The organism is Synechococcus sp. MU1625 (assembly GCF_020514205.1).
Lineage (GTDB): Bacteria > Cyanobacteriota > Cyanobacteriia > PCC-6307 > Cyanobiaceae > Parasynechococcus.
Window position 1 is genome coordinate 664428 of sequence record NZ_VTLA01000001.1, and the last position, 22077, is coordinate 686504.

The following is a 22077-nucleotide window of genomic DNA, read 5'->3' on the forward strand; positions in this document are numbered from 1 at the left end:
CGTTACATCCTGGCGCGTCTGGCCAGGAGTCGCGACTCCGATCAGCTCAAGCCAGCCACTGGTCGGCATCCATCACCTTCTTGATCAGGAGACCGAGGCGCTTGAACTCAGCGAAGTTCACGTCCTTCACCGCCTGATCGAGGCCGCAGTCGACCCAGGCACCATTGCGCTTTTCCTCAATGGTGAAGTCCTGCTCGAGGCTGTCGCGGCGGATTCGATAGGTGATGCCGTCTTCGTGGAGGTAATCGGCGGAAACCAGCTGAAGACCCATCAATCGCTCGCGTTAATCCAGCGATGGTGCCGCGAAGGTGTCAGCTACCGCAACAATCCAGCGGGCCGCTGCAGCTGTCACCTGCTCCTTGGTGACATTGAACTCCAGGTCGTGACCCTGCTCGAGCAGATCGGGAATGATCGTTTGCCAGGCCATGCCAGCAGCACTGGCATTGAGATCGCCGATCAGCACAAAAGCCTTGGCTGCCCCGGTGACGGCATCGGTGTACTCAGGATTGGCACTCACCTTGCTGCGGTACCAGTCACCCACCTGATCACGCTGGGCCTTGCTGAGGAACGGCGGAGCACCGACGAGATAGGCATCGAGCACGAGCATCGGGCTGGGAACACTTCTGCCGGGATGCTTGAGCTCGAACCAGGCCTGGCCGATGGAAGCGGCATCGGGCCAATGGCAGAGGATCGCGGCGTCCTGACTGTCGAGAGTCCGCTGGGCTGCCAACTGATCAATGCGCTCAATCAGTGCGGGCCCAGTGAGCGGCGGTTCACTTCGGGCGTGCTCGGCCCGCACTTCATTGATGGCTTCGGCGACCGCAGCCTCATTGCCGCTGAGCTGCTCAAGAGCACGCTTGAGATTGGCGTCGGCGTCGGCTGGGCAGGCCAAGGAGCATCAGGCAGGGGCACTAACCAAGATCTCATCTCCGCTTCACGCGCTGACGGAAATAAGAAAGGGAGCGACTGCCGAAAGCAAGCCTGGCCTTGAGATCCACTCAAGAATCAAGCAACTGCCCAACATCACTTACTCCGATGACAAACACATCCCATCGGAGCGAAAACAGATTCACTACTGATAATTTTCCACTTGCAAGTTATATCCAGAAACCAAAAGACTTTTATCAAGACAGGTCTCAAATGGAAATTTTGGCGACGAATATTTGATTAATCGCAGATGAACATCAACAGGCGCATAGCCGTTCTGCAGGCATTGTTGAAAAAACTTAGTCACCGCAACTTCGAGCAATTGTGTTTCAAAGAGAGCAGTCACCTGGCCACTCTCGTGCACCAAGAGCCCGAAGTAATGCATCAAACGATTCAAGAGCGACGAAATCTTACGGAAGCGTGGATCATTTTCAATGAGTATTCATACCCAGGGGCAGCCCAATAGGCCTGAGGGCACCTCCAGCGGCTCAACAGCGCCGCCATTAAAAAAGGGCAAGAGAGTTAGCTCTCCTGCCCTTCTTGTTTCTCAGCTCAGTGCTGCAAGCAGCAATGAATCAGAAGCGGCCGTAGTTGAACTTGCCGCCATACATCCGACGGTAAGCAGCGTTGCGGGGGTTGCTGACTGCATTCATGTAGGAGAAGCCACCACGATCGCTGTCGTCTGAGTAGACGGCAGCAGCAGCAAAGGAACCGAGATCCATGCTGAAGCGCTTCACCAGCGAAGGACCGGTGTACATGGCGTTTTCAGAGCTGGCATTTGCCGGAGTGATTTCGGCCATGCCAACAAAGGTGGAGCAGGAAGCCCGTGCTTCCGACTTGAAACCACGCAGGTAGGGAACCGTGTCAGTTCCGAAGGTTTCGAGATACTCCTCAGAGCGGACGAGGCTGTCGACGAAAGCGTCGAAGCCCTCTTCAGCGATCAGCTGAATGCCAGCACTCACTTCCTTCTGATTGATGGGAGGACGCCCCAGCAGGTGCTTGGTGGTGAGCTCGATGCCGCGCATGGGAGACACGGCGTGGAAAAACTTCTGCTTGTAGAGCTCAGATTTGACCAGGCCGGCCATGAAGCCCTGCACATTGATGCGGCCATCACAGAGGAAGGCCTCGAGTGAGACGAGACGCTGGTTGGAGGAGATGCCGATGTTGCCAAACACCTGCTTGTAACCCGCGGTGATCGCAGCTTCCAGAGCCTGGCTGCCTGTTGAGGCATAGGAGTGGTTGATCGCCGAGAAGGGGCACTCCTCATGGATCCGAGGGCCCATGCCAATGCCCATGGCGGCGCATTGGTTTTGCTTGTACTCAGCAGGTGTGGATGCCGCCTTGCGCTTGTTGGAGCTGGCACTTTTGGTTGCGTCCACGGAGTTCGCAAAGGCGAAGGACACCCGCTGTTCGTGGGTGAAATCCCGCTTGTACTTCAGGGCTGGCATCCGAGGAAACAGTGAAATCAGATCAAAGATATGGCGATCTCTTAATTGTTGGAGATGAACTTAGTAATAGTTAAAAGCTGGGCTGCTCGCCCAAATGGCGTTGGCTGAATCACCCCACAACGAAGCCCTGGTCTCGCTCAAAACGCAGCGTCGCCAAGGGCTCTTGATCAACCGCAGACAACGGTTGAGATTGAATCTCACCCGCCGTTGCAATAACGAACAGCTTCGGACTGAGACCTGCCCTCTGCCACGACAGCCTCAACGCAGCCATTGAACAAACGGCTTTCCTGCTTCACGGCACACAAACCGAAGGCAATGGCCGCCAACGACACGGCTGAAACAACGGTGGCGGAGATCTGAACCACCCCATAGGCGAGCATCGCCCGCTTCTTGCCGCTGCAGGACTGCTGGTTGGTGATTTCGTCAGACATCACAAAAAAGCAACTAAAAGACCCTATGGATCCAGCGGCGGCGACTGAAGCGGGATGGCGACCGTGATCACCGAACAGGCTTGCCGAAGTGAGTGAAGCAAGTGAATCAGCCGAGGGGATCGATCAAGCCATAAAGCAGTGCCATCACCGCCAGCTGGGTGCGATCAGCAGCACCAAGTTTGTCTTTGGCATTCATGACATGGGTCTTCACCGTTTCCACCGAGATGCCGAGGCTGCTGCCAACCCCCTGGTTGGTTAGACCTCGGGCCACCCCCGCCACCACCTCCAGCTCACGCTCGGTGAGGTCTTCAATCAACGCGGGCAGATTCGGGTTCGGCGCCTGGGCCGCGCCAAGGCTACGAATCTCCTCGGGAAAATACACGCCTCCTTCAGCGAGGGTGTGAAGGGCTTGAACGAAATCACCCTTTCCTGTGCCGAGGCTTGATTTGAAGATCACGGCGTCGGCATAAGCCTCCATCGCCTCCTGCACCACAGCCTGGGTTTCACGCACAAGCACGATCAGGAGCTGACAGGTGGGCAGCTCCGCCTTCACCCGCCGCAGCAAGTTCATGCCGTAGCCGGTCTCCAGATTCGCACTGCAGATCAACAGGCTCGGCCGGGTGCGCAGCACCAGCTCGAAGCCCTCCTCCTCGGTGGTGGCGGCGCCCACCACGGCACGGCGAATCGGCTCCGCCAGGCAGAGACAGGTGAGGGTGAGACGGTCACCGCAGCAGACCACCACCCGCTGGTTCTGAAAGAACTGCGCCGTCTCTTCGATGGCTTCATGCAACGCACGCGACTCGAGCCGCAGCTCCATCCCAAAACATTCAGATGAGCTTCTTTTAGCGGCGTTTGGATGGCTCAGCTGCAGAGCCATCGCGACAACCATCCCGACGAACAACGCCACGAATGCAGTGGGGATAGCGCTCACGCCCCAATCGCCAGGCTTGGGCGGCATCGGCCACCTGCACCGTTTCGGTCTGCAGCTCGCCCTTGCGCTGAAGGATCAAGTCGTAAACCGGGGGCATAGGAAGCAATGGCGCGCTTCTTTATTGAGCCCCAACAGAAGAAGAATCACATCCCTCAGTTGAGGGAGTCATCGAGGCGAGACATTCCCTCAGATGAGGGATAGCGCCAGCAGGCACCGTTGCTGGCTGACACGAGGGCGCTGGCTGCCAAGACTGCTGTCAGGTTGGGAGGGGACGGGGTGCACAACGGCATCGGCAACCTCCAGGGCTGAATCGCACAAAGCAACCATCATTGGGAAAGCTCCATCGCGGTGGTCCATGCCCTCCCTTGATTTCGATGGCGAGTACGGCCGCACCTATCGCAAGAGCATTCAAGACTCCATTCCCGGCCACGACGTTCTGCACGAGATCGCCAGAGCAGCGATCAAGGCCACAGCAAGCGATGCAAAGCAGGTGCTGGTGGTGGGTCCCGGCCCCGGCGATGAACTTCCAAACCTTCTCAACGCCTGCTCTGATGCTGAGCTGACGGTGCTCGAGCCCAGTGAGCTGATGCTGGAGCAATGCCGCAAAACCCTTTCGGATCACCCCGGCAGCAGCCGCTGCCGGTTGCTGCCCTGCACCCTGAACGCGGCACTCGAGGGCGAACTGAACGGCGCCCGGTTTGATCTGGTGGTGTGCCACAACGTGCTTCACCTGCTGCCCAGCGACGAGCAGAACGCGATGTTGCGCGAACTGACGCAGTGCACAGCTGATGGCGGCGTGTTGTTGCTGAGCGCCTACAGCGAAGCGGAGGAGGGCGAGAGCCAATGCGAAGTGTTCAATGTGGCGTGGCAACGGCTTGTCGACCGGGGCGTTCCTGAAGACCGGCTTGAAAAAATCAGGGACAGCCGCAACAAGGTGGTGTTCTCCCTTGATGCCAGCCGGGTCGCGGCTGTACTGGAGCAAGCCGGTTGGCGGGCACCTCTGCAGCTCTATCAGGGATTGTTCATCCGCCTCTGGCTATGCCGAGCTGAGGGTCAGGCTGAAGCCGCTTCACCGGAGACATAGGCCTGCAGGTGCCCCACCAGCGACCGCCATATCCAGAAAGCCCCGCCCCTGTGGTGGGTCTTTCCCATGCAGATGCCAACCCGCCTTCGTGTCAATTGGCACAACACCCTTGCAATAGAGCCAGCAGATTGATGCTGTTGCTTCAAAGCTGTGGCCAGCGGGCTACGACAATCCCTGCTTCAACTCGGTGACCGAGTCACCCGTCGCGTGCCGCGATGGCCGGAAGGATCCTGGCCCGACGCCATGCAGCGCAGCCCGCGACGGGTTCGCAGCTCAGCCAAGGATTTGATCAAAAGCAGCGCCAAATCAGCGATTGATCTGGGCCGCCAGGCAGCACGCCTGGGGATGGAATCGATCAAAAGAACAAGCAACCGATGAATGGAAGCTTGTTGGTGCTGTCCGTTCTGCTGTTTGTTGCAGGTGTGGCCTTGATCAGCCTGGGCTGACTAAGCACAATCACTCAACAAGATAAAACGGATCAATCGACGACCAAAATCAGAAAAAACGAGATCAGTTGATACAGATCACCATCCATTTTTGCTCGATCGTTAGTTCAGCAAAGCCAGGTTCAAATGGAATTTCTGATTGCTAGCTGCTTCATCTTTCCGCTATCGGCGCTGTGGATCCAATCCCAGGAAGACGAGAACAACGAAGATGAGATGGACTTTCTCTGAGCCAACGACGTGGCCTTCTGGCTCAAGACCTGGATGACGGCAGCGCTGAGCCATTCAGTTCATGGGCCAGGAGATCCTTGGCCAGCATTGTCAGAGCAACACCCATAAGTGCCAGAGCTATACCCTGATTTTCGTCTGAAGCAACAGCTACATTCCGGGATAATTCAAGATGTTTTTCCCAGGTAAAATGCATCAGATTGAGAGCTGCAAATGCTTTCTAAGGCCATAAGCCTTTGCGATCCGATTGATTAGCCGCATTCAGAAATGTTCTGTAACGGTGGCAATGTATTGAGCTGATCATAGTTCTCTCTAATCGGTTGCAAACACTACGGTTTGAATTTGCAGCACCAAAAGTTCTGGGTTACTTTCCGGGCGCAAAGCCACAAGCCAATGGAACCGATTGCGTTGACTCTGGGCCAGAAATTTGAAATCGAGAAATTTTCACGCGAGATCGACAACTCAAAGGATCTTCAGGCCCTCCGCAGTATTGCGAAAGACCTTTTGGTGGCCTGGAAACAACAGCAAGCCGCCTCGGACTGGATCATGCGCCAACCGAGAGATCTCTGAAGACAGCCTGTTTCGTTCAAAGCAAATGGAGGGCAACCAAATGATCACAACGATCGCGGTGGAAAGAGACGCTCTGCGCCTTTTGCACAAGGCGATTGCTGAGGCCTACGTCAGCTGGCCTGGGGGTGATGCCAACGAACAAGCCCTCCTGTTGGACATGAAGACCAAACTCTATGCAGCCTTAATGGATCACCTGTTCGAGTCTGATTCCAATTAAGCCTTGCCCAGCTGAGGCTGTTCATCCAGTCGATGTTGAATCGACATGGACTGCAGTCACTTCTTTTCTACGAAGCGGTAAAAAAACTCATGTTGAACTCAGCGCAATGGCAACAGACTGAAGCCGCCCGCGGAGCTCGACATGCAAACCGATCGCTCCCGCCTACGTGAACTCGAGATTCGTGTCGCCAACCCGCAGCACTGGAGTGCGGGCGAAAACGAGATCAATGTTGAAAATCTGAGGCAGTTGCGCTTTCAGATCGACGATCAACTCAAGAAACTGCGCCAGCACCATCAACCCTCGCCATAGCAGGCAGCCATGGAGCAGCCAGTGATATCACCGATGGCGGCCCAATCCTGATGAGATAATTCCGGCGGCAGCGTCAGCCATCAAGGTCAGCACTAATTTTTCGACGGCGTCATCAATCAACTGCCACCAGATCACGATCTAAGCACGGAGATCCGGCGATCGAAAATCATGGTGACGCACAAAAAAAGAGATCGTCATCGCCCAGCCGTTGTCAGCCTCAAGCCTGATTAACCCAGCACTCAAGCCATTCCTCTGAGGTCGACTAAAACTGTGTTTTGGATTTAAGGATTGCTGTTGAGCTGGCTCTTCAGCTCGGCAAGACGATTCATAAGTTGCTCATAGCGTCGAATGGTAATTTTATCTTTGTAATCCTTCAGTGCCAATGCAAGTACGGCAATTTCCTTCTCAACTTTTCGTCTCCTGGTCTCCTTGATCGCTTCTTCCGCTAGGCCCATCAGAAAGTCTCCTCGCGGGGCATAGCCCGGAGGGTCGTCACTGGGCTGGCTTGGATCATGCAAACCGCCAGGATCAATCATCGTCGAGCGCTTTTTCGGCAACGTCAGCCGCCACTAGAAAAACATAAGAAAGTGCATTCATACGACTTGCAAGATCCCTAATCGAGTCAATAATTTCTTTTCTCGACAGGCCACTTTCTCGCTGGAGGCGAATAATTTCATGGGTCAAACGAGTCTCATTATCTCGACCGTAGCTGTACGCAGTTCCAAAACAATCCTCACTTTTCTCATCATTCCTGCAGGCTTGCGCGAAGTCCGAGGCTATTTTTTGGGAAAAATCTTCAACCTGACGGCTTTCCATTATTGCCAAACGGATTTACTTGAATGTAAGCGATCAGAGCATGAAGTAGCATTAATTTATCAAGCCAATAATTCAAGTTTCTCACACTTGCTTATAGGTCGATACCAAAACTTTATGTTTTTTCGTTGAGAACCCAAAAGATCTTCATTGCCTGTCCGTTAAGTACAGGACAGTTCAAAACTCTCTTGCCTGAGTGGAACATTGGTCGCAATCCAGGCCTCCGGAAGCTTTCTGATGCATCTTTTTGACTGAGACGAGCTTCTTTTTTTGGAGCATCAAAAAGGTGTGAATCGATGTTTCTCAACTGAGATTGCCATCGCCATCCAGGACACTCTGTTCATTCCCTGGCAATCCCAACGGTTCGCGCTCGATTTGGCCCACCAGTCATGATCAGCCTCGCCATCATCACGTCGGGGCACCGCTCCGGCAGCACGCGCTTCGCAGAGCTGTCTTCTCTTGCCGTCGCCCCACCCCCTTGCCTCGATACCGCGCCACCCACGAACCAACGGAAAAGCCAGGCGGTGAAGGCTGGCTGGTGAGCCCTGAGCAGCAAAAGGTGGTGCAGTTCAAACCAGACTCAGCCACCGTCCATTCCCAGTGGGTTGCAGTGCACACCTACTACTGGGTTCCGCCTCGGCCACCGATGCCACAGACCCGCCGGCGGATGCTCCGCCACAACGCCATCGAAGCGTGGAACACGATGCTCAAGACAGGCTGGCGGCGCTGCTCTCCCCCCGTGCGCTGATGAATGTCAATGACAAATACTGGACCAAAACAACAGCTTCCGCCAAGGTTGCGAAAGTCTCGATGAATTGATGACCAACGGATCCGGCACGTGGGTTAACAATCAGCCCCCAGCAGCATTTGAGAAGCTCTGGAGAGGCTTGGCACTGGTGGGAGCCATCCACATTGGAGGGATGCTGATCAACGTCATCTTCCAAATGATGGGAAACAACAGCTTGGATGGCATTCCTGCAAAATTCCTTGGTCTTTGACCAATCCCAGCGCGACAACGCCACAGAAATGCAGCCCCCGCTTGGACGGGGGTTTCTTTTTGCCCAGTTGAAACGAGATGACAGAGGAAATAGCAATCATCAATGCCACGCAAAGACCCGGGCCCCTCACGCTGAGCAAATTTACTCATTGTTAAGGGAGATTGAGTAGCATTAAGTTCTGTCCGCATGCACGAGTTGTTCCTGAGGAGTGGGCTCTTTGGGAACCTTTTTTTCGGTAGGTTGTCCCATAGGACTGCGATGTATCCCGTAGGTGGGCCTGCGGATACATCTCTTCCTAGACAAGTTCAGCCCTTGGATTGAAATCCGAGAGGGGTGAGTGAGGGAATTTGATCATTTTTTCCTTCAAGAGCCTTTGCAGCGATGTTTTCATTGCCACAAGCAGGAGCGGGCTGCCGCTGATCAGAGCCTTGCTGCTGGCTCTGATCCTCTTGATCTGCCCCCCCACAACAGCAGCACCAATCAGCCGCGATGATCCGGAATCGGCCGACCCCGGCAGCAAGGGCATCTCCAGCGCCAGCGGATCAGCCGTGGTGGTCACCGCCAATCCCCTGGCCAGTGAAGCTGCGCTGAGGATTCTCAGGGAGGGCGGCACCGCCGTCGATGCCCTGGTCACCGCGCAAGCGGTGCTGGCCGTGGTGGAACCACAGAGCTCCGGCCTCGCAGGCGGCGGATTCCTCCTCCACTGGGATGCAAAGCAACGCAGCTTGGAAGTGTTGGATGGCCGTGAAGTGGCCCCCGAGCGCAGCCAGCCCGACGACCTGCTCAACCCCTCGGGTAGTCCCCTCCCCTGGCGAGAGGCCACCGCCAAAGCCAACGCCATCGGCATTCCTGGCACCGTTGCCCTGCTTTGGGAGGCGCACCAAAACCACGGTCGTCTGGCCTGGGCCCACACCTTCCAACCGGCGATCCGCCTGGCCAGCGTTGGCTTTCAACCGAGCCCCCGGCTGCTGCGCTCCATTCGTCTTGCCCAGCGTTTCGGTGTGGCCCACAGCCCCGGTTTTCAGGCGCTTTACCTGCCCGGTGGCCAGCCCCCGCCGGCGGATCTACCTTTCCGCAACAGCGCCCTATCCCAGACCCTGAGGCTGCTGGCCAGTGACGGTGGGCCGGCCTTCTATCAAGGGCCGTTGGCGCAGCGAATCCTCGACGGGATCAATGCCCTGCAGGCCAGCGAACCAGATTTCCGTGGCTGGAGCCCAGCCGATCTGAGCAGCTATGCCGTGCTGGATCGCGCCCCCCTCTGCCGCCAACAGCTTCAACATCAGATCTGCACGATGCCGCCCCCCAGCAGTGGTGGGTTGGCGCTGCTGCAGACCCTCGCCCTGCTGAGCCAGAGCAGCGATCTTCCAGGGTCCAGCGCAGCAGAGCCTGAAATCTGGAGGCAGCTGGGCCGAGCCCAAGCCTGGGCCGATGCCGACCGCCTTTATTGGGTGCGTGACCCGCGCGATGGAGCGGTTCCCACCGTTGGCTTGCTCGATCCGGGGTACATCGCAAAGCGAGCCCAGGCCATACAGATCGCCGAGGCAACGCAACCCACTCCAGGGCTGCCACCGGGGACGGATCGCTACCCCTTCGGTCGGCCTGATCAGGGGCAGGAGCAGGGGACCACCCAGATCACGATCGTGGATGCCGGAGGCAATATTGCCTCCTACACCTCCTCAGTGGAGACAATCTTCGGAAGTCGGCACCTGGTGGCCGGCATGGTGATGAACAATCAGCTCACCGACTTCGCCTTCAGCCCCAGCCTTGGCGGCAAACCGGTGGCGAACCGTCGCCTGCCAGGACGGCGGCCGATGTCGTCGATGGCGCCCACCCTGGTGTTCCGTCATGGTCAACCGGTGCTGGCCCTCGGCAGCCCTGGCGGTCGGAGCATTCCGCATCTACTCAGCCGGGTGTTGGTGGCATCAATGGTCTGGAACGAGCCGCCAACGCGAGCGGTGGCCCTGCCCCATCTCTCCAGGCGGGGCGAGACGCTGGTGCTGGAAAATGATCCCCCGCTCGCCTGGCCGTTCCCGCTGGAGCAGCTGACAACAAAAGGGCCACTACGTCGTCAGCCCATTGGCAGCGGCACCGCCCTGGTGCAGAAAATCGATGGTGCTTGGCAAGGGGTGGCAGACCCGCGCCGTGAGGGAACGGCCCTGGCCCTGCCATGACCCTGCCAGCGGACGATCAACCCTTGGAGCAGATGTTCGTGAAGCTGGGCACTCCATTGCCCCAGGCACGGGTGATGGCCAGGATCAACGCTCCGATCAAGGCCAGGTTCATCACGAAACCACTGTCCACCGGGAAGGTGTGAAAGATCAGCGTGGTGGGCACCAGGAACAGCAGCAGCAGGGAAGCCCCCAGCACCGTATTGCTGCCGAACACCAGCAGGATCGATCCAGCGATCAACACCACAATTGCCGCCACCAGCAGAACCGATGCCAGCGGCTCAGGAATGCCCTTGGAGGCAATGAAGCCTGCCGTTTCAGCGAAGTTGCTGAACTTCCCCGGCAATGCATTCACAAACACGGCCGCCATCAGCACCCGGCCGAGAAAGTCGAACAGCTTCGAAGGAGTCATGGTCAGCAAAAGCCCGCAGGGGCAGGTGAGTCCTGGGAATCACCCTAGGGAGCAACTGTTCACTCTGAACAGCGATAAAAAAACCCCTGAGGGTCGAGCCTCAGGGGTTGGTCCCCTCATGAACATCTGTCCGGGTTAAGCGTCGCTCAAGAGGCTGCAACACAGGGAGAGGAGAACCGCCCGCAACGGTTCGGATCTCCCCTTCCCCAAGCCGAAACAGAGGGGCAAGAGCCCATCACGCCAGGATCGGCGACCTACAGGTCGACGTATCCCCTGACAGGGGGATGGAGATCCGGTTGCAGAGGCAGTAAGACGGGTGCATTCACGGCAAAGCCATGAAGCTCGACCTGGCTCACGCGCAACCGATGGGACATCTCATCGTTGAGGGAAACCACAGACCATTTCACGCTCTTGCCTGTGCGCTACGGCCAGCAACACTGCGGATCGGACGGAAGGTCTCAGACCGATGACAGCCAATCCTCAACGTTTTCTCGTTCGCTACAAAACAGACGACGGCAGCCAACACACGCTGCAACTCCAGGCAGCTGATCGCCAAGAGGCGCGCATCGTCGCCATGGAAACCAATGCGTACGTGCGCCGTTATCCAACCAGTGTGGATTCAATTCTCCGGGCCGCCTGACGGCGCCTGAAAATTGTTCGAACACTCAGGTTGCTGCCCCCTCGCCTGACTGTCGATGTTGGAGATCAAACCATTCACGTCATCCGACCTTGACTTTGTGACAGGTCTGGCCCGTGAACAGGGTTTCGCTCCTGGTGTGGGCGATATCGAGATCTATGCCAACACCGATCGCCAGGGGATCTGGTTGGCTTGGCAAAACAACCAGCCGTTGGGATGCATCGCCGCGGTGACCTACAACCCCGGCTACGCCTTCATCGGCCTGTTTGTTGTGAAGCAGGACCATCGCGGCCAGGGCATCGGCCATCGCCTCTGGCGACATGCCCTGCAGACGCTGAAGAGCGTGGAGTGCATCGGTCTAGAAGCAGCGGTGCAGATGGTTGGCTTCTATGAAAAAGCCGGTTTTCAGAAGGATTGCGTCACCACTCGCCGGCAGATGTTGTGCCTGAGCGATCAATCGAACAACCCGAACACAACCCTTCTCCATCGCAGCGACATCAACGTCGTGTCATTGCGCGACATCTCACTCGAGGCCATCCAGCGTTACGACGAACGCCACGAAATCAGCCCGCGCCCCCATTTCCTTGAACTGTGGCTTCGCCACAAGGCCGGGGAGGTGTTCGTGGCCATGGATACAAAGGGTGAATGCCATGGCTATGTGCGCATTCGACCCTGCCTCCTCCCGATTGGCGACGGGTGGCGGGTGGGGCCATGGCTTGCAGAAGACGCTGGGATGGCATCGCTATTGCTAAACAACGCCATGGACCGCCATAAGGGAGTCGTTTTGATCGACACCCCCGGGCACAACCACTCCGCCAAAACCCTTACAACGGCGAAGGGTTTCAAGCCCATGGGATCAACGGTGCGCATGTACAAAGGCGTGATGCCGAAAGGCCACGATCGCAACGTTTATGGCCTGGCCTGCCTCGAGCTGGGTTGACCTGCCTAAACAGACCTGAGCGGCACTGATCACTCCACAAGGAATTCGCTTCGCAACGCCCGCGCATCCTGGATGCGTTGCCCCATGGCGAGCTGGCGAAGACGTGTGTTCAACCAGGCACGCAGTCGTGTGGATGAGACCGACTTGTTCAGCAGGCCATCCGAAAACTCAGGCGTGCCAAAGGGAATGGTCATCAACCGCGGGCGGCGGCTCAGGTTAATCAGATCACGGCCACGGCCTTCCCACTTTCAGCCGATTCAGCCCTGAAAGGCAATGCGTGTTCGTGCTGATTGCCGGGACTCGACCCACCCCCAAGAATGTGTCCATCGAGATCGGAGGCGTCCATGCGTGACGACGGTCCAACCGAGCAGACGTCAGAAGCAAACTGACTTTCAGGCCCCTGCTCCAACAGTTTTCACACCTCTTGTCGGGTGCGCCCTTCGACGGGCCTTGTGCGAAAGGCCAGGCCGATCGGCACTCCATCTGCACCGTGTCAGGTGCCCTAAGGAGCCCCCTTCACCCGACCCCTTGGAACATGGCCCCAGGTGCCACGAGCCAGACGCTTCGACTTTCCTTCAGCCGAAAACCTGATGGAGTGCGTCATGCACAAGCGAGCGATCTAGGCCGCCCGTTCATCGGAACGGGACGGCCACTTCAAGCCTGAACGACACCGTTCAGAACCAGACCCCCGGCCCCCTCCGTCAAAGGGGTCGGGGGTCTGCTGTTGCGAAGCTTGCTTGAGTCAGGCCTTCCGCTTTTGATCCGCCTGCCGCAACTGTTCCCGCAGGATGATCGGGTCGTCACAGTGGGATCGCCGGTACAGCGCCTTGATCTTCCGGGATTCCTCATCGAGCAATTCCAACTCGACCGCATCGGCCATACCCACGGTGAAATCTGCGATCTGGCGGTCTTCAAACTGATTCTCCAAAGCCATCAACTCCTTCAACGAATCACTCATATAGAGGCAACTGGACGCCATCAATTTGAGATTTTCCCGGATTTTTAGATCCGCCTGCTCCCGCACATCCCGCGCTTGTTCGAGCGTCGCAATCAAATCACTACTCGCCGACTCCTCGCTCATGGCAGCAAACACCGGTGAAGCTGTTGCGCAACCCAGCACCAACACCAACAGCAACGCCAGAACGGATTGCAGAACCCTCATCCGAACCTCGAAAGACACGTCACGATAAAGAAGCTGACCCTGGCAGCCACCCCTCGAATGGGGGAGACGTCGCCTGGGATCAGTGCAGACAACCACTCGAATGGGTGATGTGTTGCGATCACATGTTCGCGATGCTTTGGGGGACAAGACGAGACCAGGCGCAGCAAAAGACCATGACAAGCACAACGGCCAAAGCACAACTGCTCGAGCTGCTCACCGAACCCATCAAGGGTTGCAGGGGGCTTTACGCCCATCGGCAAGACCTGATGCAACGCGTGATGCGAATGCCAGACCTGGAAGTGCGGGATCACCTTGTTCGACTCAAGGCCAGTCACTTCCCAGGCACCTGAGGCCCACGAAGGCACAGGCCTGGATCCTTAACAAACACTGAGGGAAGCAAAGAAAAGCGAACCTGTATCAGATGTCGCAGTCAAGTCCAACTCGGGATCCGTAGGACGGTTTTGCCTCAAGCGTCGTCCCATGGCCGAGCGCCTGCATCTGCCGTACTCCGTTCAAGGCAACGGAACAGTCGAATCCATTGGACATCACTTCTACCGGGTGTGCGGCCCGGCAGGATGCACCGTCGTGATGGGACTCAGCAATGCCCTGTATCTGAGTCGAAACGTTCAGGAAGTCGGGCGCAACAGCGGCTCACGCAGGCGACTGAACTAGATCTTGCGCAAAGCGATACCACTCACAGCAGGGCCATAAGTTGCAACCGGATCCGCAGCATGAATAAGAAAGAAACACTGCATCCATTGGCAGTGGTCGTTATGTTGGGATTCCCCATCACCTGGCCCGCTGCTTTGGCGGGCTTTTTTGTGATTAGACCCCAGAGAAAGGCCTAGGTGAGCTGAACTGCAGGCCAGCCACAAAAAAGGGAGGGTTCCCTAGTCCCTCCCCTTGTTCGACGCAGATTCCCCCTGTTCTGAGCTGGGGGTCACCCTTTCATTGTGTATCGCCAAGAACCAATAAACATCGGTGCTTTCACCTAGGGACAGACAAACGCATCACCCCCACTGGCGGGCCAAGTTGGCTGCCCAAGACACAACGCCTGCTCAGGGATCCAGAACACCGGCATCGAGATTGCAATCGGGATTGAGCTTGATCAGCATCCAGAGCAACATGGCCGAACAATCACGATCACTGACGCCGTAATCGTATTTCCAGTCAGTCACCATGGAGGTGAGCTCATGTTGAGCCTGGGTAACAAATTCATCATTCCATTCCTGCACGAATTACCCCCAAAACTTCAGGTCAGGCGTTGCATTCACTCCTCTTCAAGATCTTCTTCTCTCACATAGAAGGGCTCATCCACACCGGGCTCATCGTTCTCCAGAACCAAAACCTTTAAGGAGTCATCACTTTCAAAAACAAAAAGGCCATCCTCGTCGGGATGCACCCCCTTCATTTCGGGATGCTGATTGACCAGGCGATCGAGACGACGGTTCTCCTTCCAGAATTTGAAGCCTTTTTCAAACAGATAAACCATCAGAGCCAAGTTCACCAGCGCGAGGGCGAGGAACTCCAAGGCCTGCATAGGTCAAAACCGAGTTCTGGTGACCCTAGCGAGAGATGCAAGCAGAGCCCATAACAAGCGATACCAACCTCAACGCAATGGAGCCGAAGCGCGACAGGGCAGCGACGAGCGACCATAATGAGAATGATTCTCGAGCTTTGTGGAGGCTGCGATGGGTCAGGTGTGCCTGATTTCAGGTCCTCCGGGGTGCGGAAAAACATCCTGGGCACTCAAAACGCTCCAAGATCACGGCGGCCCCTGCGCTTACCTGCGCCTGGAGGAAGAACCAGACGCGGGGCTTGAGCAGGGAGCCGACAGCGGTATCGACCTGAGCTGGCTCAAGGACCAGATCCCCAGGCTTGAGGAGGCGACGCCATCCAATGCAGCAGACCTGAAGGAGGAGGACGATGCGCTCACGTTGATCGAAGTTCAGAGGTTTCGTACTCCCACCCAGGAGGGCATCGATGGCTTCGGAATCAACGTCCGCTCAAAGCTGGACGCCTTGCAGCTGCAACCTGACCAAGTCATGCACTTTGGGCGAGACCCAGAGTTGCCTTCGAATGACACCTTGGAGTTCAGCAAGCTTGAGGCTTGGCATACATCCCTTTCAGGTTGTGTTTGGGACCCAGACAGCCTCAGCAGCTTCTGGTTTGAACTCGTCAATGGTGCCTACGGCGATGTGTACCGCGCCAAAGGATTGATGAATCTCCCCGACGGGCGTGCATTTTTCTGCAATTGGATGGTGAGCCAACAGGGATCACAGTTTCTGCCCTTGGACGCCACGGCTCCCCCCACGGGGCGCCCCAGTCGAACTTCAGAACTGGTCGTTCAAGGCAAGGCACTCAATCCTGAAGGGATGCAGGCAACCATCAACGATTGCCTGCTCGCAGATGACGTGCTCACCGCGCAACAACAACAGCTCCAGCAACAACAACAACCCACATTGGAAAGCTGACTGACATGAAGCATGCCGTCATCTCCTGTTTGCACGCCAACCTGGCAGCCGCTGAGGCCGTCCTCGACGACATTGACTCCCACGGGATCAAAACCATCACCTGTCTGGGCGACCTTGTTGGTTACGGACCACAGCCCAATGAGGTGGTGGAGTTGGTGCGACAGCGCCAAATTGCCACGTGCCAGGGCTGCTGGGATGAGGACATCATTGATGGCTTGAATGCCTGTGAATGCAGCTATCCCTCCCAGCTGGCGGAACGGCGAGGCCATCGTGCCCACCACTGGACAGCCGCAACGCTGACGGAGGCGAACAAAGCATTTCTGGCCGAACTGCCCATGACATTCCGCAGAGAGAAGCTGCTGTTCGTGCATGGCAGTCCCAACAGTCAGCACGAGTATCTGTTGCCTGACATGAACGCATTTGCAGCCCTTGAGCGGGTGGAAACAGCGGGAGCGGAAACCTTGTTCTGCGGCCACACCCACCAGCCCTATGTGCGCGAACTACGGCAGGGGTCCATTCGGGTGAAGCTGCAACAAAGCGATCAAGGCACACCAACAGAACATGAGCTGGAACTACCAATGCGGCGGATCGTCAACGCTGGTTCCGTGGGGGAACCACGTCATGGGAGCACGAAGGCGACCTATGTGATCCATGACGACAACACAGGAGACGTCACCATTCGAGAGGTCGACTACGACGTCGCCAAAACCTGTCAGGCCATCGTTGATGCGGGCTTACCGGAGGTGTTTGCCTGGAGGCTCAGCCACGGATTCGAATACGCCGAGCGGGCTGAGGACGCCAGCCACGTGTGTGAGCGCTGATGGAACGCTGGGCCCTGGTAAGTGGTCTCCAAGGAGACCTGGATCTGTACGAGCAGATCCAGAAAGAGTTAAAGCAACAGCGGGGTGTTGCCAATCTCTTCGTTCTCGGTGATTTGATCGGATCACAACGCAAGTGCAATGCACTGCTCGAGCGTCTGAGACAGCCGCATCGAGCTGATCTTCAGCCCGAGTGCATCTACGGCTGGTGGGAAGAGCAGCTGCTTGCTGAGTCTGGCTACCGCGGGGAACGCAAGGCTGAAGCTCTCAGACAAGAGCACGGCGAGGCTGGCGTCAACGCACTTCTTGCTGCCGTGGATGCAGACCATCTCAACTGGCTGGCATCGCTGCAGTTCGGTTTCATCGAACTCGACTGCGCCCTTATCCATGGCAGTTCAGCTGATGTTGGTGACCGGCTGACAGAAGACACTTCTGCCCTGGTGTTGTTGGATCGCCTGACGCGACTGGATGTCAATCGCCTCTTCACAGCACGCTGCCAGCGTCAGTTCCGGCTTGAACTCTCCGGTGGATCGATCCAATCGCATGTCAAGGACCATTCCGGAGAAGAGCAGAGCGAACAGGCCGTACCCAAGCGCAGCGTGATCGGTATTGGCGGAGGGAGAAACTACACCCTGTACGACCCCGCAACGGATCACATCGAGTTTCGGATTGCGGGAGAACCCGTCCACGCCGCGGGGCGGGGCTTTGGCTGACTGCCTCGTTCATTCAGGCCAAACAAACCGAAAGGGCGTTCATACGCTGGGGCAATCGCCATCAGTACATGAACGATCACAACCAACAACGGCTCACGGTGCGTGAAATGGTGAGAGCCCACGCATACCCGGTGCTGGCTGCAGTCAGCAGCCTCAGCCTGCTCAGCATTGCTGTTCTGTTGATTCCGCAAGCCGTCAAAACCGACCGCTACAACCGCTGCGTCGATGCCCAGATCGCCATGCGGGTCGCGATCAACACCGACGGAAACACACACCCGGGCAAGATGAATTACTTGAAAGCCATCGAACACTGCGAAGGCTTCTGAACCAATGACCGCCATCCAACCTTTAACGGCTCTTGCCGTCGGTGTGGTGACCCTCTTGGTAAACCAAACGCCAGGATTGGCCCACAGCAAAGGGCTCTACGCCACCGAGGCGGAAGCTCAGCAGCGAGCTACCGAAATCGGTTGCACCAGCGTTCACGAGAACAACGGACGCTGGATGCCTTGCGCTGATGAACGGAAACTCCATCAACAGCTGCGCAAGCAATGAAAAAATCGAGAACAACGAGCCGTCAGGCACGACGCATCCACCGCTGGCTGGTGCCAATCGCCGCAGCACCACTGCTGATTACAGCAGGCACTGGCTCCCTCTACAGCTTGCTCCTTGAGCGGAACATCGATGCCTTCTGGCTGCTCAAGCTGCACACGGGACAATTCGGCTGGCTGAACCTCCAACCGATTTATCCAATCCTGCTGGGAGGGGTGACCATTGTTGTCACCGTGTCAGGGCTGACGATGCTGCTGAGGCCAGCCCGATCGAAAGGGGGTTGAGCTCAACCCAACTCGCTCACTCCGCGCAGGTGCATCCACAGGAACCGCTGCCATGGCATGGCTCGTTATTGGGGTGGCCGCTGGCACAGGCCTCTGAACAGAAGCTCAGGCCATGCAGAATCACAGCTTTAGTCTCCTGAACCTCGCAGGTGCAACGCTCACAAGCACAAAGAAGTAGGGCTGAAGGCATAACGGACAGATGATATGAGGATATCTATAGAGGCTTAAAACATGAGCGTCAAATAAAAGAACGAACCAACACAAAGAGCGAAGAAAATAGCGAGAATGATTATCAGCAAAATGCGACCAAGAGCTACAGAGCACTTACAGGCAGGGGGCATCAACAAAACCAACGAAGGACAAGAGAGGCGGCTATAGATAAAAAGTTTCAAAAGGCAGCCCCAAAAGAGCAAGAAAGCAATAGCTACATGAGGGACAACAATTGACTACGCTCAAACGTACATAAAAAAGGAAATTTAAAATACAATTCGAGACAATAAAAGGATTCTCAAGTCAAAAATGCCATCAGAAAATATCAACAAACATCGCCATCGAACCAAGACGCTCAATGACATCAAAGACTGGTGCTTTGGACGAGCATCGCAGCTTTCCCTTGCAGGCCAACATCAGGCCGCCCAGGCACTAACAAACGAGCACATGGAAGCCCTTGAGGTGATCAGGCCGGAAAAAATGCTGTGGCTGAAGCATTAACAGACAGAGCATCCTTATCGCGACGACGCAATGTGTCATATCGAACTTCAAAAAGGGCAAATATCACAACAACGAACAAAGCCAACAATCCACAACGTGCTATAAAATCCATCTAATACAAAACCGCGATGACTTGTTTATACAGAACAGCAAATAAATAGGTGGCAACGCGACTACAGCAGGAAGTATCAAAAAGCACACGTCAACACATCAATGAATACGAAGGGTGGAAATAATCCCAGGCAGCACAGGCCAATATGCCTGAATGCTTCGGAAACAGTGCTTCTCGATAGACCTAAAGGCAGAGAAGACGTAGAAATAACAGTAGAAGATGGAATCGTAAGAATTGGCGCCTACCAAGAAGGCAAGATAATTGATTTGACTTTAGCTTTTGCATGCAAATCTGAACCATGCAGATTCAAGTATCCTGAAGAGTTATCGATCAGGATAGAGGCGATAACAGAAACAAAATGCCAAGCAAGCTATGGCCATCATCCAGAACAAAGATCCAATGACAGCATCATGGAATGGGTGTTACAACTGCACATTGTCAGACTCGAAACAAACATAGAAAGTCGTCTCATGAAATTATTCCAGCTATTAACCACCAGACTTGGGATACGTACGACCGATGGCTATTTGCTAGAGCACACACTCTCTCATGGACGAATCGCCGAAATCATTGGAACCACAAGATCTACTGTTTCCAGAAGCATAAGCTCTCTCAGGAAATCTAATAAAATTTATATTGACGAACTAAAGAATCAACTGATATTGCCGGCAAATCAAATCAATGGCCACACCGACATGTTCCACCCTTCCATTTAGAACACTTTGACTTTTTACAGCCCTTTTTCTTGGTCTGCCGTAAATTATCGTCGGATGAATTGGCCAAGATCCGATGGGAATCAACTTTTTAACTCTAATCGCTCCAACAGGCCTAAAACACGGAAGAGAGTAACAAATGACACAAGGCCGTCAGTCTTCTTATTGATGCCTAAGAGACACAGCGAAGCCCCAAGCAGACCACAGACATCTCCAAAAAGGACTGCGATGAGGCTGATAACAGAAATGAACAGGCAGACGTATAAAAAGCTACTTGGAAGTGCTCTATACGAGTAGCAGCAAATACAGCGCAACGGCAGTATGGGCGTGCCCAATTTGGGCTTTCCTGTGTGAGGAATTCAATGAAGCTTTTCCAGCAACTGCTGGTGGCTCCTGCTGCCATTGGCCTTCTGGCCAGTGGCGCTAATGCCGCCGAGCTCAACATCAACGGCGTTTCTGATTACGCGGCTTCCGCTGATCAGGTGACCAGCGTCACCCAGTTCTCCGACGTTTATCCCACCGACTGGGCTTATCAGGCTCTGGCGAACCTGGTGGAGCAGTACGGCTGCGTGGCTGGCTACCCCAACGGCACCTTCCGTGGCAACCGGGCCATGACCCGCTACGAAGCGGCTGCCCTGCTGAACGCCTGCCTCGACCGGATCACTGAAGTGACCGACGAGCTGCGTCGCCTGCTCAAGGAATTCGAAACCGAGCTGGCCATCCTCAAGGGTCGCGTTGACGGCCTCGAGGCCCGTGTTGGCGAACTGGAAGCAACCCAGTTCTCCACCACCACCAAACTGCGTGGTCAGGCTGACTTCTTCACTGGCGCAGTGAAGTATGCCGATCGCGACGAGTGCAACGAAAAATCGCCTGGTTCCTGCGAGAGCGATGGATTCAACTTCTCCTATCGCTACACGCTGAACCTCGACACCTCCTTCACCGGCAAGGATCGCTTGTACACCCGTCTTCGCACGGGCAACATGGACAACGTCTGGACCGAATCAGACTCTTATCTGGCTGATGCCAAGAGCGGCGACAACACCATCAAGGTGGACAAGCTCTGGTATAGCTTCCCGATCGGCAACGAGTTCAAGGTCACCGTTGGTGCGTTGATCGAGAACTACTACATGATCGAAACGCCAACCCGTTACAAGCCGATCCTCAAGGCATTCAAACTGGGTGGTTACGGTGCTGTTCTCGGTGCCAGCACTGGCCAAGGATTTGGTGTGCAGTGGCGTCAGGATGTCGATCCTGGTGATGCAGCCTTCAATCTTGCTGTGAACTACGTTGCCGACGGTGGTGACGGTGCGACGAGTAATTCGAAAAAAGGCATGTTCGGTGAAGACACCGATGCCTACCTGCTCAGCCAAGTTGGCTACGGCAACCGCAAGTGGCATGTTTCAGCGCTCTACGCTCTGAAGAATGCTCAGCAGGACAAGGTTTGTGTCACTGACGAGCTGGGTGTGAAAACCTGCACGATCAACACAGAAGCCAAGGCGGCTATGGGTTACTCCACACCCACGGCAAAGGATCTGGCTCACCCCATCCACGCCGTTGGCCTTCGTGGCTACTGGTCACCTGAAGACAGCGGATTCATTCCCACCATCAGTGCAGGCCTGGACTTCGGTTGGGCTGATAGTGAATACCGCGGCAACTCCGAAGCCGTTAAGGGCTGGATGGTTGGCCTGAACTGGAATGACGCCTTCATGGAAGGCAACAAGCTGGGACTTGGCTTTGGTTCCTACTCCAGCTACGCCACCGAAGTTCAGGGGCAAAAGGCTGACGACCAGAACTTTGCAATCGAAGGTTATTACGACTTCCGTGTGACCGACAACATCACCATCACACCTGCTGTGTTCTGGGTTGATGATGCAAAGGGCAAACATCAAGTGAATGGTGCCAACAAGTTTGGCGGTCTCGTCAAGACGACCTTCAAATTCTGATCCACATTTGATCAACAGACTGGCGCCCCACGGGGCGCTTTT

The 22077-nt window shown here is 55.9% G+C and carries 36 protein-coding genes; 21 read left to right on the forward strand and 15 right to left on the reverse strand.

Annotated elements, in window-relative coordinates; translation table 11 throughout:
* Positions 1 to 46: 46 nt before the first annotated feature.
* From FZX13_RS03905 to FZX13_RS03935, 7 genes are all read right to left on the reverse strand, one after another.
* Positions 47 to 271 carry a hypothetical protein gene (locus FZX13_RS03905; RefSeq protein WP_226407485.1) on the reverse strand — a complete coding sequence of 75 codons (225 nt, stop codon included), beginning with the start codon at positions 269 to 271 and terminating at the stop codon, positions 47 to 49.
* 12 nt (positions 272 to 283) lie between these two features.
* Positions 284 to 892, reverse strand: coding sequence for a hypothetical protein (locus FZX13_RS03910; RefSeq protein ID WP_226407487.1), 609 nt, complete (start codon positions 890 to 892; stop codon positions 284 to 286).
* 610 nt (positions 893 to 1502) lie between these two features.
* The gene (locus FZX13_RS03915; RefSeq protein WP_226407490.1) at positions 1503 to 2375 is read right to left on the reverse strand and encodes a phycobilisome rod-core linker polypeptide; all 873 of its coding nucleotides are present in this window, start codon (positions 2373 to 2375) and stop codon (positions 1503 to 1505) included.
* A gap of 197 nt (positions 2376 to 2572) precedes the next feature.
* The gene (locus tag FZX13_RS03920) at positions 2573 to 2806 is read right to left on the reverse strand and encodes a hypothetical protein (protein ID WP_226407492.1); all 234 of its coding nucleotides are present in this window, start codon (positions 2804 to 2806) and stop codon (positions 2573 to 2575) included.
* 106 nt (positions 2807 to 2912) lie between these two features.
* Positions 2913 to 3623: a response regulator transcription factor gene (locus FZX13_RS03925; RefSeq protein ID WP_226407494.1), complete on the reverse strand. Its 711-nt coding sequence runs from the start codon at positions 3621 to 3623 to the stop codon at positions 2913 to 2915.
* Positions 3624 to 3648: 25 nt separating this feature from the next.
* Entirely contained in the window at positions 3649 to 3834 is a 186-nt protein-coding gene (locus tag FZX13_RS03930; RefSeq protein ID WP_226407496.1) for a hypothetical protein, read from the reverse strand.
* A 55-nt stretch (positions 3835 to 3889) separates the two neighbouring features.
* Positions 3890 to 4027, reverse strand: coding sequence for a hypothetical protein (locus FZX13_RS03935; RefSeq protein ID WP_226407498.1), 138 nt, complete (start codon positions 4025 to 4027; stop codon positions 3890 to 3892).
* Between the two features lie 65 nt (positions 4028 to 4092).
* On the opposite strand from FZX13_RS03935, the gene FZX13_RS03940 reads away from it, so the two are divergent.
* The 5 genes from FZX13_RS03940 to FZX13_RS03960 all read left to right on the forward strand — a co-directional run bounded on the left by FZX13_RS03940 (position 4093) and on the right by FZX13_RS03960 (position 6588).
* Positions 4093 to 4821: a class I SAM-dependent methyltransferase gene (locus FZX13_RS03940; RefSeq protein ID WP_226407500.1), complete on the forward strand. Its 729-nt coding sequence runs from the start codon at positions 4093 to 4095 to the stop codon at positions 4819 to 4821.
* Positions 4822 to 4971: 150 nt separating this feature from the next.
* Positions 4972 to 5199: a hypothetical protein gene (locus tag FZX13_RS03945; RefSeq protein ID WP_226407502.1), complete on the forward strand. Its 228-nt coding sequence runs from the start codon at positions 4972 to 4974 to the stop codon at positions 5197 to 5199.
* 686 nt (positions 5200 to 5885) lie between these two features.
* Positions 5886 to 6062 carry a hypothetical protein gene (locus FZX13_RS03950; protein ID WP_166017045.1) on the forward strand — a complete coding sequence of 59 codons (177 nt, stop codon included), beginning with the start codon at positions 5886 to 5888 and terminating at the stop codon, positions 6060 to 6062.
* Positions 6063 to 6102: 40 nt separating this feature from the next.
* Positions 6103 to 6279, forward strand: coding sequence for a hypothetical protein (locus tag FZX13_RS03955; protein ID WP_166017046.1), 177 nt, complete (start codon positions 6103 to 6105; stop codon positions 6277 to 6279).
* A gap of 141 nt (positions 6280 to 6420) precedes the next feature.
* Positions 6421 to 6588 (forward strand): hypothetical protein, encoded by a 168-nt coding sequence (locus FZX13_RS03960; protein ID WP_226407504.1) that lies wholly within the window; start codon positions 6421 to 6423, stop codon positions 6586 to 6588.
* A 281-nt stretch (positions 6589 to 6869) separates the two neighbouring features.
* On the opposite strand, the gene FZX13_RS03965 is transcribed toward FZX13_RS03960, so the two are convergent.
* Both FZX13_RS03965 and FZX13_RS03970 read right to left on the reverse strand, forming a co-directional pair.
* On the reverse strand, positions 6870 to 7124 hold the full coding sequence (locus tag FZX13_RS03965) for a hypothetical protein (protein ID WP_226407505.1): 255 nt from the start codon (positions 7122 to 7124) through the stop codon (positions 6870 to 6872).
* Positions 7117 to 7404 (reverse strand): hypothetical protein, encoded by a 288-nt coding sequence (locus FZX13_RS03970; RefSeq protein WP_226407507.1) that lies wholly within the window; start codon positions 7402 to 7404, stop codon positions 7117 to 7119. The genes FZX13_RS03965 and FZX13_RS03970 overlap by 8 nt, the downstream gene beginning before the upstream one ends.
* A gap of 475 nt (positions 7405 to 7879) precedes the next feature.
* Here FZX13_RS03970 and FZX13_RS03975 point away from each other — a divergent pair, with 475 nt between their 5' ends.
* The 3 genes from FZX13_RS03975 (at position 7880) to FZX13_RS03985 (ending at position 10570) form a co-directional block, all read left to right on the forward strand.
* Complete coding sequence (locus tag FZX13_RS03975) at positions 7880 to 8149, forward strand: DUF1651 domain-containing protein (RefSeq protein ID WP_226407509.1); 270 nt, start codon at positions 7880 to 7882, stop codon at positions 8147 to 8149.
* Between the two features lie 67 nt (positions 8150 to 8216).
* Entirely contained in the window at positions 8217 to 8399 is a 183-nt protein-coding gene (locus FZX13_RS03980) for a hypothetical protein (protein WP_226407511.1), read from the forward strand.
* A 419-nt stretch (positions 8400 to 8818) separates the two neighbouring features.
* Positions 8819 to 10570, forward strand: a complete 1752-nt coding sequence (locus tag FZX13_RS03985; protein ID WP_370630790.1) for a gamma-glutamyltransferase family protein — start codon at positions 8819 to 8821, stop codon at positions 10568 to 10570.
* A 16-nt stretch (positions 10571 to 10586) separates the two neighbouring features.
* On the opposite strand, the gene FZX13_RS03990 is transcribed toward FZX13_RS03985, so the two are convergent.
* The gene (locus tag FZX13_RS03990; RefSeq protein WP_226407515.1) at positions 10587 to 10979 is read right to left on the reverse strand and encodes a DoxX family protein; all 393 of its coding nucleotides are present in this window, start codon (positions 10977 to 10979) and stop codon (positions 10587 to 10589) included.
* 466 nt (positions 10980 to 11445) lie between these two features.
* Between FZX13_RS03990 and FZX13_RS03995 the strand changes: the two genes are divergently transcribed.
* Positions 11446 to 11619: a hypothetical protein gene (locus FZX13_RS03995; protein WP_166017053.1), complete on the forward strand. Its 174-nt coding sequence runs from the start codon at positions 11446 to 11448 to the stop codon at positions 11617 to 11619.
* A 55-nt stretch (positions 11620 to 11674) separates the two neighbouring features.
* On the forward strand, positions 11675 to 12556 hold the full coding sequence (locus tag FZX13_RS04000; protein WP_226407517.1) for a GNAT family N-acetyltransferase: 882 nt from the start codon (positions 11675 to 11677) through the stop codon (positions 12554 to 12556).
* Positions 12557 to 12585: 29 nt separating this feature from the next.
* Here the strand turns inward: FZX13_RS04000 and FZX13_RS04005 are convergent, their stop codons facing one another.
* Entirely contained in the window at positions 12586 to 12750 is a 165-nt protein-coding gene (locus FZX13_RS04005) for a hypothetical protein (protein ID WP_226398580.1), read from the reverse strand.
* A 548-nt stretch (positions 12751 to 13298) separates the two neighbouring features.
* Complete coding sequence (locus FZX13_RS04010) at positions 13299 to 13718, reverse strand: hypothetical protein (RefSeq protein ID WP_115094143.1); 420 nt, start codon at positions 13716 to 13718, stop codon at positions 13299 to 13301.
* 173 nt (positions 13719 to 13891) lie between these two features.
* Between FZX13_RS04010 and FZX13_RS04015 the strand changes: the two genes are divergently transcribed.
* Positions 13892 to 14068, forward strand: a complete 177-nt coding sequence (locus tag FZX13_RS04015; protein ID WP_166017056.1) for a hypothetical protein — start codon at positions 13892 to 13894, stop codon at positions 14066 to 14068.
* Positions 14069 to 14198: 130 nt separating this feature from the next.
* Entirely contained in the window at positions 14199 to 14390 is a 192-nt protein-coding gene (locus tag FZX13_RS04020) for a hypothetical protein (RefSeq protein ID WP_226407519.1), read from the forward strand.
* A gap of 386 nt (positions 14391 to 14776) precedes the next feature.
* On the opposite strand, the gene FZX13_RS12900 is transcribed toward FZX13_RS04020, so the two are convergent.
* Positions 14777 to 14899 carry a hypothetical protein gene (locus FZX13_RS12900; RefSeq protein ID WP_255617429.1) on the reverse strand — a complete coding sequence of 41 codons (123 nt, stop codon included), beginning with the start codon at positions 14897 to 14899 and terminating at the stop codon, positions 14777 to 14779.
* A gap of 89 nt (positions 14900 to 14988) precedes the next feature.
* Entirely contained in the window at positions 14989 to 15258 is a 270-nt protein-coding gene (locus FZX13_RS04025) for a hypothetical protein (protein WP_115021808.1), read from the reverse strand.
* A 151-nt stretch (positions 15259 to 15409) separates the two neighbouring features.
* On the opposite strand from FZX13_RS04025, the gene FZX13_RS04030 reads away from it, so the two are divergent.
* The 6 genes from FZX13_RS04030 (at position 15410) to FZX13_RS04055 (ending at position 18556) form a co-directional block, all read left to right on the forward strand.
* Positions 15410 to 16192, forward strand: a complete 783-nt coding sequence (locus FZX13_RS04030) for a GTP-binding protein (protein WP_226407521.1) — start codon at positions 15410 to 15412, stop codon at positions 16190 to 16192.
* Between the two features lie 5 nt (positions 16193 to 16197).
* The gene (locus FZX13_RS04035) at positions 16198 to 17013 is read left to right on the forward strand and encodes a metallophosphoesterase (RefSeq protein ID WP_226407523.1); all 816 of its coding nucleotides are present in this window, start codon (positions 16198 to 16200) and stop codon (positions 17011 to 17013) included.
* Entirely contained in the window at positions 17013 to 17723 is a 711-nt protein-coding gene (locus FZX13_RS04040) for a phosphoesterase (protein WP_226407525.1), read from the forward strand. Before FZX13_RS04035 ends, FZX13_RS04040 begins: the two co-directional genes overlap by 1 nt.
* Positions 17724 to 17791: 68 nt before the next feature.
* Positions 17792 to 18049, forward strand: a complete 258-nt coding sequence (locus FZX13_RS04045; RefSeq protein WP_226407527.1) for a hypothetical protein — start codon at positions 17792 to 17794, stop codon at positions 18047 to 18049.
* A gap of 4 nt (positions 18050 to 18053) precedes the next feature.
* On the forward strand, positions 18054 to 18275 hold the full coding sequence (locus FZX13_RS04050; RefSeq protein WP_115021799.1) for a DUF3721 domain-containing protein: 222 nt from the start codon (positions 18054 to 18056) through the stop codon (positions 18273 to 18275).
* On the forward strand, positions 18272 to 18556 hold the full coding sequence (locus FZX13_RS04055) for a hypothetical protein (RefSeq protein ID WP_226407529.1): 285 nt from the start codon (positions 18272 to 18274) through the stop codon (positions 18554 to 18556). Before FZX13_RS04050 ends, FZX13_RS04055 begins: the two co-directional genes overlap by 4 nt.
* Positions 18557 to 18572: 16 nt before the next feature.
* Here the strand turns inward: FZX13_RS04055 and FZX13_RS04060 are convergent, their stop codons facing one another.
* Positions 18573 to 18746 carry a metallothionein gene (locus tag FZX13_RS04060; protein ID WP_226407530.1) on the reverse strand — a complete coding sequence of 58 codons (174 nt, stop codon included), beginning with the start codon at positions 18744 to 18746 and terminating at the stop codon, positions 18573 to 18575.
* 329 nt (positions 18747 to 19075) lie between these two features.
* Between FZX13_RS04060 and FZX13_RS04065 the strand changes: the two genes are divergently transcribed.
* The 3 genes from FZX13_RS04065 to FZX13_RS04075 all read left to right on the forward strand — a co-directional run bounded on the left by FZX13_RS04065 (position 19076) and on the right by FZX13_RS04075 (position 22035).
* Positions 19076 to 19267 (forward strand): hypothetical protein, encoded by a 192-nt coding sequence (locus FZX13_RS04065; protein ID WP_226407532.1) that lies wholly within the window; start codon positions 19076 to 19078, stop codon positions 19265 to 19267.
* A 213-nt stretch (positions 19268 to 19480) separates the two neighbouring features.
* Positions 19481 to 20095: a helix-turn-helix domain-containing protein gene (locus FZX13_RS04070; RefSeq protein ID WP_226407534.1), complete on the forward strand. Its 615-nt coding sequence runs from the start codon at positions 19481 to 19483 to the stop codon at positions 20093 to 20095.
* A 359-nt stretch (positions 20096 to 20454) separates the two neighbouring features.
* On the forward strand, positions 20455 to 22035 hold the full coding sequence (locus tag FZX13_RS04075) for an iron uptake porin (protein WP_226407544.1): 1581 nt from the start codon (positions 20455 to 20457) through the stop codon (positions 22033 to 22035).
* Positions 22036 to 22077 lie beyond the last annotated feature (42 nt).